Source organism: Kitasatospora sp. NPDC056783 (assembly GCF_042789895.1).
GTDB lineage: Bacteria > Actinomycetota > Actinomycetes > Streptomycetales > Streptomycetaceae > Kitasatospora.
The window spans coordinates 28,076-39,001 of the sequence record NZ_JBHUAF010000029.1 but is presented as its reverse complement, the minus strand read 5'-3'; the positions used below and the strand labels follow the sequence as shown (position 1 = coordinate 39,001).

General features: G+C 74.4%; 6 protein-coding genes and 2 pseudogenes. 6 read left to right on the top strand and 2 right to left on the bottom strand.

The window, feature by feature from the left end; all coding sequences use genetic code 11:
• Positions 1-102: 102 nt before the first annotated feature.
• The gene (locus ACFRMQ_RS07345) at positions 103-1,722 is read right to left on the bottom strand and encodes an alpha/beta hydrolase (RefSeq protein WP_380727920.1); all 1,620 of its coding nucleotides are present in this window, start codon (positions 1,720-1,722) and stop codon (positions 103-105) included.
• A gap of 313 nt (positions 1,723-2,035) precedes the next feature.
• A pseudogene (locus ACFRMQ_RS07340) lies at positions 2,036-2,242 on the bottom strand (TetR family transcriptional regulator); the annotation flags it as partial.
• 206 nt (positions 2,243-2,448) lie between these two features.
• Here ACFRMQ_RS07340 and ACFRMQ_RS07335 point away from each other — a divergent pair.
• The 6 genes and pseudogenes from ACFRMQ_RS07335 to ACFRMQ_RS07310 all read left to right on the top strand — a co-directional run.
• On the top strand, positions 2,449-2,970 hold the full coding sequence (locus tag ACFRMQ_RS07335; protein WP_380727918.1) for a MarR family winged helix-turn-helix transcriptional regulator: 522 nt from the start codon (positions 2,449-2,451) through the stop codon (positions 2,968-2,970).
• Between the two features lie 150 nt (positions 2,971-3,120).
• The gene (locus ACFRMQ_RS07330; RefSeq protein ID WP_380727916.1) at positions 3,121-3,609 is read left to right on the top strand and encodes a hypothetical protein; all 489 of its coding nucleotides are present in this window, start codon (positions 3,121-3,123) and stop codon (positions 3,607-3,609) included.
• Positions 3,606-4,472: an NmrA family NAD(P)-binding protein gene (locus ACFRMQ_RS07325; protein ID WP_380727913.1), complete on the top strand. Its 867-nt coding sequence runs from the start codon at positions 3,606-3,608 to the stop codon at positions 4,470-4,472. Before ACFRMQ_RS07330 ends, ACFRMQ_RS07325 begins: the two co-directional genes overlap by 4 nt.
• Before the next feature lie 389 nt (positions 4,473-4,861).
• Complete coding sequence (locus ACFRMQ_RS07320) at positions 4,862-8,857, top strand: Pls/PosA family non-ribosomal peptide synthetase (protein WP_380727911.1); 3,996 nt, start codon at positions 4,862-4,864, stop codon at positions 8,855-8,857.
• Positions 8,858-8,904: 47 nt separating this feature from the next.
• Complete coding sequence (locus ACFRMQ_RS07315) at positions 8,905-10,230, top strand: M1 family metallopeptidase (protein WP_380727909.1); 1,326 nt, start codon at positions 8,905-8,907, stop codon at positions 10,228-10,230.
• 197 nt (positions 10,231-10,427) lie between these two features.
• Positions 10,428-10,926, top strand: a pseudogene (locus ACFRMQ_RS07310) (serine hydrolase domain-containing protein); the annotation flags it as partial.

The following is a 10,926-nucleotide window of genomic DNA, read 5'->3' as shown; positions in this document are numbered from 1 at the left end:
CCCGCGCTCGCAGTGCCCCCAAACCCGCGGTGGTGGAGGCGGCCGCCCCCCCCCCCCACCACGACCGTCACCTCATCCCCCGGGCCACCGGGGGCCGTTCCGTCAGACCGCCGGGAAGATCTCCGCGTCCGGCTTCAGCAGCTGGCCGGGGGCCGGCGCGGTGCCGTCCACCAGGTAGCGGGTCACCAGCGCGTTCAGCGCCTTGCTGCGGCCCACCGCGCAGTGCTCGATCGAGTCCACGCTGACCAGCACCGCGTTGCCCAGCTGCTGCTGCATCTGCTGGGCGAACTTGTACTGGGTGGCCGGGTCGTAGAGGTTCCCGATCACCATCACGGTGTTGGAGGTCTTCTTGTTCCACGGGCCGGAGAAGCGCTCGGCGTCCCGGGCCGGGGCCGGCCAGCTCGCGCACGCCGGCGCGTCGAACGCCTGGTAGCGGCCGAAGGTCGGCGACTCCTTCTCCCAGGCCTTGGCCGCGTTCGCGAACAGCCGGTCGTTGGAGGGGTACGGCTTGTCCTGGCAGTTGACGGCCATGTAGGAGTCGTCCGCGCCGTACTCGGAGTCGACCGGGGCCTCCCGCAGGGCCGCCCGGGGGACGTCCACCGAGAGCAGGGTGGCGTCCTCGTCCGAGACGTTCGCCTGCGGGGCCGACAGGGCGGCCGCCTTCGGCTTCTGGAAGACCTGGTAGGTCGCCTGGAGCGACTTGGCCAGCGGAGCCAGCTTGGCCTGCGAGTACAGGGCGCTGGCCACCTCGCCGGTGAAGCTGCTCAGGGTGACCTTGGCGCCGTTCGGCAGCGTGATCGGGCTGGTCCGCAGCTGGTCGCGGAGCTGGTCGAACTTGGCCCGGGTGTCGCCCTCGCCGAAGGCGCAGCGCGGGGCACCGGCGGCCTGGCAGCGCTTCAGGAACTCGTCCAGGGCCAGCTCGAAGCCGCCCGCCCGCTGGCGGTCGTACTCCATGCCGTTGTGCAGGCGCAGGTTCGGGTCGACGTTGCCGTCGACGATGATCGCGCGGACCTTGTTCGGGTACATGTTGGCGTACGTCGAACCGATCAGGGTGCCGTAGGAGAACCCGGCGAACGAGAGCTGCGAGTCACCGACGGCACGGCGCATCCGGTCGAGGTCGCGGACCACGTTGATGGTCGACATGTGCTCGATCAGCGGGCCGGCGTTCTTGCTGCACGCGTCCGTGTAGTCCTGGTCCGCGTCCAGCGTCCCGTTGATCTCGGCCTTGGTGACCGGCACGCCGACCATGCGGTCGAGGACCGCGTCGGCCTCCTCCTGGGTCTTGAAGCACTTGATCGGGTTGCTCCGGGCCACGCCGCGCGGGTCGAAGCCGATCAGGTCGAACTTGGACTGCACCTCGGCGCCGAAGCGGTTGGTCGTCGCCCACAGGTAGCCGCTGCCGCCCGGACCACCGGGGTTGAGGAACAGCGAGCCGATCCGCTTGGACGGGTCGCTCGCCCGCCGCCGCATCATGGCGATGCCGATCGTGTCACCCGACGGGTTGTCGTAGTCCAGCGGCACGGGGTAGACGGCGCAGTCGTAGATGCCGGGGTCCGGCTTGGTCGGGTCGGGGTTGCAGGGCGTCCAGGCAACGGGGGCGACCTTCGCCTCGGCCAGGCCCGGCGCCTGGTCGAAGGGAGCCGCCGACGCGGCGACGGCGGTGCCGGTGACAAGTGCGAGCGCGCAGGTGACCGCTCCGGCCAGCGTGGATATGCGGGACAAGGAACCTCCTCCGTACTGAAAGGGCGGCCCCAGCCTGTCAGTCTGAGATCTCCCTGTGAAGACCTGGGAGCCGCGTAATTCATTCTCCGGATAGGCGAGATGCCGGGAAACATTCTGTGAATGAACAAACTTGACGGCTGATTGACCTGACGTCGAGTCATCGGTCCCGGCCTGCCGCCCCGCTTCGGCAAGAGTCCGCGCTGCCGTTCCGGGCATGGGTTCCCGTACGACCCGAGCCTCGGAAACGCCCCACCTCACCGGACGGCCCGGACCCGCCGCGGCGTACGCCGGCCGACCATCCCTCGCCCGCTCCGCGCAGGGCCGCCGCCACCAACCCCTGGATCTCATCGACCCCGGGCTCGCCGCCGCCCACCAGCCGGTCGAAGACCAGGCCGTCGACACAGGCCGGCAGCGCGGCGGTCCACCCGTCCGGGTCCGGCACGCCCCGCGCGGCCAGGAACGCCCGGACGGCGGCCCGGCCGGCGTTCTCGCGCGGCACGAGGATCTCGCGCAGCTCGGGGTCGGCCGGATGGGCCGGCAGCTCGCCCACCCGCCGGCGGCCGGTCCGCGCAACGCCGCGATCCGGCTCACCCCGCCCGGCGCGATGGTCCGCACGGTCCTCCGCCACGCCGACTGGACGCCGCCCGCGATCGCTCCCCGTGCCTCCTGGGCAAGATCCGACGCAGCACTTGACCGGCAATCAGGTTAGGCGCCATATTACTTCTCGTGACCCAGGACTCCGAGAACGGCCCCACCGCCCCCAGCCTCGATCAGGCACGCCGCCAGATCGCCCGCTACGGCCTCGCGGCCGATCCGCAGGCGATCCTGGTCGCGGCCCGGCTGATGGCGGCGGCCGCCCGGCTCGGCCAGGCCGGCGAGGTGCACTTCGGCCGCTTCGGCCTCTCCACCGGCCGGTACCGGCTGCTGGCGGACCTGGAGGACCACGGCGGGGAGAAGTCGCCCTCCCAGCTCGCGGCGAGTCTCGGCGTCTCCCGGGCGACCGTGACCGGCCTGGTCGACGGGCTGGAGCGGGAGGGCCTCGTGGCCCGTCGACGGTCCACCGAGGACGGCCGCGGCAACGTGGTGATCCTCACGGCCCGCGGCGCCGACCGGCTGCGCGAACTGGCACCCGAGCACTTCGCCCGGATGCAGGCACTGGTCGGGGGCCTCTCCACCGAGGAACGCACCACCTTCCTCGACCTGCTGGCCCGGCTGGTCGCCGGCATCGACGCATTCACCGAGGACTGATCCACGCCCCGGGGAGCGATTCGCTTCCGGGGAACCGATTCGCGCCCAGGCGGGCCTCCATCCGGCGGCCCGCCTCCCCTCAGCCCTAATAGTTAGGCACCTAAGCACAAGCGTCCAGGTGCCTCGGCCCACACCGGAGGAAGTCCACCCATGAGCAAGAAGGCCCCGGGCGCTCCCCCGCCCTTCGTCCTGTGGCGCGAGGTCCTGGTCGCCTACGCCATGCCCGCCGCCATGGCCGGGACCGGCGGAGTCGTCACCGGCCAACCCCACCTGACGGCCGCCGCGTTCACCACCATCGGCGGCACCTCCGCCCTGGTGGCCGCGGCACTCGGCGCCGCGCTGCGCCGCCGTCCCGCCCGCTCCCGCCCCGCCCGGACGCCGCGCGCGATCGCGTCCGCCGCCCTTGGCCTGGCGGCAGCCGCCCTCGCACTGGCCGTCGGCCTGGCCGCCGCCCGCTGGCTCCCGCAGATCCCGGCACTCTCCGCCAGCCCGTGGCCGCAGCGGCTGCCGGTCGACCTCCCGGTCTCCTCGGCGATCGCCGCCACCATCACCACCTGGCACTGGCGCGGCAGCCGCCCGGCCCGCACGGCGCAGCACCGACTCCCCACCGCACCCCAACCCGAAAGGCAGACATCATGATCGTCATCATGGGCGCGAGCGGCGCCACCGGCGGCGCCACCCTGCGCAGCCTCGCCGCCCTCGGCGCGCCGAGCCGCGCCCTCGGTCGCGACCCCGCCCGGCTGGCCGCCTCGCTCGACGAGCGCACGCTCGCCCGGACCTCCGTCCTCCCGGTCGAAGCCTCCGACCCGGCCTCCCTGCGCACCGCCTTCCGCGGCGCACGCCGACTCCTCCTCACCATGGCCAACGGCCCGCAGCAGGTCCAGTACGAGCTGAACGCGATCGAGGCGGCGGTCGACTGCGGCGTGGAACACGTCGTCAAGGTCTCCGCGCCGGCCGCCGAGCCGAACTCGCCCGTCGGCGTCTCCCGCGGCCACCATCTGATCGAGGAACGGCTGCGCTCCTCCGGCATCACCACCACCGTCCTACGGCCGTACGCGTTCATGCAGAAGCTGCTGCTCCTGGCACCCGGCATCGCCGCCGCAGGGGTGGTGCACGGCGCCCTGGGGCAGGCCCGGTGCAACTACGTGGACGCCCGGGACATCGGGGACGCCGCCGCCGAGGTGCTCACCCGTCCCGAGCCGGCCGGCGGCGCCGTACCGCTCACCGGCGGACGGGCCTACAGCTACCCGGAGCTCACCGCGCTGCTGGGCGAGCTGCTCGGCCGACCGGTCCGCTACCTCGACCTAAGCCCGTCCGAGCTGCACGCCCACCTGGTCGACCGGGCCGGGATGCCGCACTGGCTGGCCACCCACGTGGTGGAGATCCAGCAGCTCGCGACGGTCCGCGAGGAGACGCCGGACGACGCCTTCCGCCGCCTGACCGGGCGCGCTCCACGCACCCTGGAGGCCTTCCTCGCCGAGAACCTGCACCGATTCCGCTGACCGCCGGAGCGGGGGGCGGGCCGGGCCAGACCCGGGATTTTCGGCCCGGAGGGCCCGGCCCGCCGCCCCCGCCACCCGAAGGGAGCAGCATTCACTGTGGCGTGGATCACGGTCGAAAGATCGATCTGACGATCCGTCAATTCGACTGACAGGTCGTCATGTCGACTCCAGCACACCCAAGTTATCGCCTGATCAATCGTCAGATTTGGCCGTTCCAGCGCCAGTTGAGCCGAGTTCCCGGTCCTGCCAGGTCGCCTCCCCAGGGCTACCATCAGTCGGGTTGTCCGCTCCGGCCCCGGAGTGGGATCACCCGATCAGGTGGTGCTCCCACCGCCCCAGGGGCCGGGCATCGGTCGGAACGGGGCGAGGACGAGGAGCGCACGGCTGCCATGACAGCTGAACCGAGCCACCCGCGGCAGGACGCCACACCGGCGCAGGAGCCGACGCCCCCGATGCCGGCGCCGCAGGAGCCGACGGCGCGGGCCGAGCCCGCCCCCGAAGCGCCCGCCCAGGCCACCCGGGCCACCCAGGCACAGCCGGAGCAACCGGAGCAGCCACTCGCCCTGTTCCCCGGCCGCCCGGCCGCCGCCCCGCGCACCCTGATCGACGTGCTGGACGCCACCGTGCGCGCCCACCCCGACGAACCCGCCCTGGACGACGGCCACGCCGTGCTCAGCTACCACGCGCTGGCCGCCGAGGTCGAGCAGCTGCGCCGCCGCCTCGCCGCCTCCGGCATCGGCCCCGGCGACCGGGTCGGCGTCCGCGTGCCCTCCGGCACCAACGACCTGTACGTCTCGATCCTCGCCGTGCTCGCCGCCGGGGCCGCCTACGTCCCGGTGGACGCCGAGGACCCGGACGAGCGCGCCGAGCTGGTCTTCGGCGAGGCCGCCGTCGCCGCCGTGCTCGGTGCCGACCGCGGTCTGGCCGTCCCCGTGGAGCGCGCGCCCGCCTTGGAGCGCCGCCCCACCCCGGCCGACGACGCCTGGATCATCTTCACCTCCGGGTCGACCGGCAAGCCCAAGGGCGTGGCCGTCACCCACCACAACGCCGCCGCCTTCGTGGACGCCGAGGCCGCGCTCTTCCTCCAGGAGGAGCCGATCGGCCCCGGCGACCGGGTGATGGCGGGCCTCTCGGTGGCCTTCGACGCCTCCTGCGAGGAGATGTGGCTGGCCTGGCGGCACGGCGCCTGCCTGGTGCCGGTCCCCCGCTCCCAGGTCCGCAGCGGCGCCGACCTGGGCCCCTGGCTGGCCGAGCAGGAGATCACCGTGGTCTCCACCGTCCCGACCCTGGCCGCGCTGTGGCCTGCCGAGGCCCTCAACGAGGTCCGGCTGCTGATCTTCGGCGGCGAGGCCTGCCCTCCCGAGCTGGTGCAGCGCCTGGTCACCGAGGGCCGCGAGGTGTGGAACACCTACGGCCCCACCGAGGCCACCGTGGTCGCCTGCGCCGCCCTGCTGACCGGCGAGGGCCCGGTGCGGATCGGCCTGCCGCTGGACGGCTGGGACCTCGCCGTGGTCGACGAGGCCGGCCTGCCGGTGGCCGCCGGCGGCACCGGACAGCTGGTGATCGGCGGCGTCGGCCTGGCCCGCTACCTCGACCCCGAGAAGGACGCCGAGAAGTACGCGCCGCTGCCCTCGCTGGGCTGGGAGCGCGCCTACCGCAGCGGTGACCTGGTCCAGGCCGACCGGGCCGGCCTGCTGTTCCTCGGCCGCACCGACGAGCAGATCAAGCTGGGCGGGCGACGGATCGAGCTCGGCGAGGTCGACGCGGCCCTCCAGGCGCTGCCCGGCGTGGCGGGCGCGGCCGCGGCCGTCCGGACCGCGCGCGGCGGCAACCAGCTGCTGGTCGGCTACCTGGTGGTCCAGGACGGCTTCGACCGCGAGCAGGCCGTCGAGCGGCTGCGCGCCGAGCTGCCCGCCGCCCTCGTCCCGCTGCTGGCCACGGTCGAGACCCTGCCCACCCGGACCTCCGGCAAGGTCGACCGGGCCGCGCTGCCCTGGCCGCTGCCCGAGCTGGAGACCGCCGGGCCGACCGAGCAGCTGTACGGCACCGAGGCCTGGCTGGCCGAACAGTGGTCGGAGATCCTCGGCGTCCGGGTCACCGGCCCGCGCGACGACTTCTTCGCGATCGGCGGCGGCAGCCTGGCCGCCGCCCGGCTGACCACCCTGCTGCGCACCCGCTACCCGAGCGCGGCCGTGCTGGACATCTACCAGCACCCGACACTGCGCAAGCTCGCCCGGCACCTGGAGCGCACCGCCGGCGAGAGCGGCGAGGCCCGCACCATCACCCTGGTGCCGACGAGGGCCCAACTGCTCCAGCTGCTCCTGCTGATCCCCCTGTTCACCGTGGTCGGCCTGCGCTGGACGGTCGCCCTGCTGGCCGCCGGGAACCTGCTCGGCCACCTCGGTGACTACCCGTGGGCACCCACCGCCTCCTGGTGGTGGGTCGGCGCGGGCGCGCTCGCGCTGTACACCCCGCCCGGCCGGTTGGCGATCGCGGCGGGCGGCGCCCGGCTGCTGCTGCGCGGGCTGCGCCCGGGCAGCCACCCGCGCGGCGGCTCCGTCCACCTGCGGCTGTGGACCGCCGAGCGGCTCACCGAGCTGAGCGGCGCGGACTCGCTGTCCGGCGCCTGGCTGGTGCGCTACGCCCGGGCGCTGGGCGCCAAGGTCGGGCCCGAGGTGGACCTCCACTCGCTGCCGCCGGTCACCGGGATGCTGAAGCTGGGCCGCGGCTGCGCGGTCGAGGCCGAGGTGGACCTGTGCGGCTACTGGCTGGACGGGGACCGGCTGCTGGTCGGTTCGGTCAAGATCGGCTCGGGCGCCGTGGTCGGCACCCGTTCGACGCTGCTGCCCGGTGCCCGGGTCGGCAAGCGCGCCCAGGTGGCGGCCGGCTCCAGCGTCACCGGCCAGGTGCCGACCGGCCAGCTCTGGGGCGGCGCGCCCGCCGTCAAGCTGGGCCGCGCCGAGCGCGGCTGGCCCAAGGAGCGCCCGGTGCGCCGGGCCCGTTGGGCCTCGCTGTACGGCGCCAGCGGTGCCGTGCTCGGCCTGCTCCCGGCACTGCCCGCGCTCGCCGCGCTGGCCGTGCTGTCCCGGTTCGTCGAGCAGGGCCAGGCCCTCGGCCCGGCCCTCGGCGGCGCGCTGCTCGGCCTGTTGCCCGCGACGCTGGCGTTCGGCGCGGTGTACGCGGCGCAGCTGGTGGTGCTGGTCCGGCTGCTGAGCGTCGGTCTGGTGCCCGGGACGCATCCGCTGCACGGCCGGGTCGGCTGGCAGGCGTGGACCGTCATGCAGTTGATGGACCGGGCCCGCGAGGTGCTGTTCCCGCTCTACGCCGGGCTGGTCACGCCGCTGTGGCTGCGCGCCCTCGGCATGCGGGTCGGCCGGCACGCCGAGGTGTCCACGGTGCTGGCGCTGCCCAGCCTGACCACGGTCGGCGACGGCGCGTTCCTCGCCGACGACACCCTGATGGCCCCGTACGAACTGGGCGGCGGCTGGGTGCGCCTCGGCGAGGCGAAGGTCGGCGAGCGGGCGTTCCTCGGGAACTCGGGGATGACCGCGCCGGGCCGCTCGGTGCCCAAGCGCGGCCTGGTGGGCGTGCTGTCGGCGACCCCGGCGAAGGCGAAGAAGGGCGGCTCGTACCTGGGCATGCCCCCGATGCGGCTGCCGCGCTCGGCGGACCAGGCCGACCAGAGCCTGACCTACGAGCCGCCGACCCGGCTGCTGTGGGCGCGCGGGCTGGTCGAGGTCGGCCGGCTGGTTCCGGTGCTGGCCTCGGCGGCGCTGGGCCTGCTGACCGTGGCGGCGCTGTCCTGGCTGGCGGCCGGCTCGCCGCTGACCGCCGCGCTGCTGTCGGGCGTGGTGCTGCTGGCCGCCGGTGTGGTGGCCTGCCTGGTCTCGCTGACGGCGAAGTGGCTGCTGGTCGGACGGTTCCGGGCGGTGGAGCACCCGCTGTGGAGCGGTTTCGTGTGGCGCAACGAGCTGGCCGACACCTTCGTGGAGATGGTGGCGGTGCCGTGGCTGGTCGGCGCGGTGCCGGGCACCCCGGTGCTGAACCTGTGGCTGCGCTCGCTGGGCGCGCACGTCGGCCACGGCGTCTGGTGCGAGAGCTACTGGCTGCCCGAGGCGGACCTGGTCACCCTCGGTGACGGGGTCACCATCAACCGGGGCTGTGTGGTGCAGACCCACCTCTTCCACGACCGGATCATGCGGATGGATACTGTGGTCCTCCGCGAGGGCGCCACCCTGGGCCCGGGCGGCATCGTGCTGCCCGGCAGCACGGTGGGCGCGCGCAGCACGCTGGGCCCGGCCTCGCTGGTGATGCGCGCCGAGTCCGTCCCCGCCGACACGCGGTGGCTGGGCAACCCGATCGAGGCGTGGCAGACCACGTCGTGACCACGTCCCCGACCCCCCGTCCCGGCCCGCAGGAAGCGCACGCCCCCGTGAAGTCCAAGCCCGCCCCCGAGGCCGCCGATGCCCCGGACCCGTACTTCCCGAACAGCGGCGACCACCGCTACCGGGTGCACCGCTACGAGCTGGCGCTGGACTACCGACCCGGCCCCAACCGGCTGGCCGGCTCGGCCCGGCTGAGCGCGGTGGCGGACGCGACGCTGACGGAGTTCGCCCTCGACCTGGCCGAGTTCCGGATCGGCCGGGTGCTGGTCGACGGCCGGACCGCCCGCTACACCCACCGCGCCGGCAAGCTGCGGATCCGTCCGGCCAGAGCCCTGGCGCCGGGCGCGGCGTTCACCGTCGAGGTGCACTACACCGGCAACCCGCGCCCGGTGCGCAGCCCGTGGGGCGGCCTGGGCTGGGAGGAGCTGACCGAGGGCGCGCTGGTGGCGAGCCAGCCGGTCGGCGCGCCGTCCTGGTTCCCGTGCAACGACCGGCCCGCCGACAAGGCGACCTACCAGCTGGCCGTCACCACGCCGTCCCCGTTCACCGTGGTCGCGAGCGGCCGGCTGCTGACCCGCACCACCAAGGCGTCCAGCACCACCTGGGTGTACGAGCAGAGCGCGCCGACCCCGACGTACCTGGTGACGGTGTCGATCGGGCACTACCGGCCGGTGCCGCTGGCGGTGCGTCCGGCCGTGCCGCAGTCCGGGTACGTGCCGGAGCGCCTGGCCGCCGCGTTCGCCCGGGACTTCGCCCGGCAGCCGGAGATGGCGGCGTACTTCGGCGAGGTCTTCGGGCCGTACCCGTTCGGCGAGTACGCGGTGGTGGTCGCGGACGAGGAGCTGGACGTCCCGGTGGAGGCGCAGGGCCTCGCCACCTTCGGCACCAACCACCTCGGCGGCGGCTGGGAACGGGAGCGGCTGATCGCCCACGAGCTGGCCCACCAGTGGTTCGGCAACAGCGTCACGATCTCCGCCTGGCGGCACATCTGGCTCAACGAGGGCTTCGCCAAGTACGCGGAGTGGCTCTGGTCCGAGCACTCCGGCGGTCCGGGCGCGGCGGTGCACGCCGCGGCCGCGCACCGGCTGCTGGCCGGGCTGCCGCAGGACCTCCGGCTCGGCGATCCCGGCCGGAAGCTGATGTTCGACGACCGGCTGTACCAGCGCGGCGGACTGGTGGTGCACGCGCTGCGGCGGACGCTCGGCGAGGACGCGTTCTTCGCCATGCTGCGGGACTGGACCGGCGCCAACCGGCACGGCGTGGTCTCCACCGCCGATCTGCGCGCGCACGCCGCCCGGTACACCACCGTCCCGCTCGGCCCGCTCTTCGAGGCCTGGCTGGAACTGCCGGAACTGCCGCCGCTGCCGCACTGAGCGGACAACCGGCCCGGGTCGCGCCGTTCCCGACGGGCCCGGGCCGGTTGCCCGCCGGTTGTCGCCGGTCCTCCGCCGCCGCTCCGCCGACTTGTTCGACGACTTGTTCAGCGGCTTGTTCGACGCCCTTATTCGGTCGGCCCCGGACCGGTGCTGGGCTACTGTGCGTACCCATGCCGATGAGTCCAGAAGCCCACATGACCGACCTCCCCAACGAGCTGCTGCCCGCCACCCGCCGGGCCCTGCTGCACCGGCTCGCCGTCGCCCAGGCCGAGGGACGCACACCCTCGATGGTCGCCGGGGTGGTGCGCGACGGGCAGCCGGTGTGGAGCGGCGCCCGCAGCATGGTCGACGGGCACGCGCCGACCCCGGACGTCCAGTACCGGATCGGCTCGCTCACCAAGACCTTCGTCGCCGTCCTGGTGCTCCGGCTGCGCGACGAGGGCCTGCTCGACCTCGCCGACCCGCTCGCCCGGCACCTGCCCGGCACCCCCGCCGACGACGCGACGATCGCCCAGCTGCTCGCCCACTCCGCCGGTCTGACCTCCGAGACCCCCGCCCCGTGGTGGGAGCGGACCGCGGGCTCGCTGCGGCCCGACCTCGGCGACCTCCTGGAGGCCGAGCGGCCGCTGGGGGGCCCGGGGCGGGGGGGGGCCGCCCCGGGCGGGCGGGGAGGGCCCACTCACGGCCCGCCAG

Bases quoted from the DNA above. Each gene is read 5' to 3' on its own strand.
- ACFRMQ_RS07330 (WP_380727916.1), top strand. From the start codon at position 3,121: ATGAGCAAGAAGGCCCCGGGCGCTCCCCCGCCCTTCGTCCTGTGGCGC.
- ACFRMQ_RS07325 (WP_380727913.1), top strand. From the start codon at position 3,606: ATGATCGTCATCATGGGCGCGAGCGGCGCCACCGGCGGCGCCACCCTG.
- ACFRMQ_RS07320 (WP_380727911.1), top strand. From the start codon at position 4,862: ATGACAGCTGAACCGAGCCACCCGCGGCAGGACGCCACACCGGCGCAG.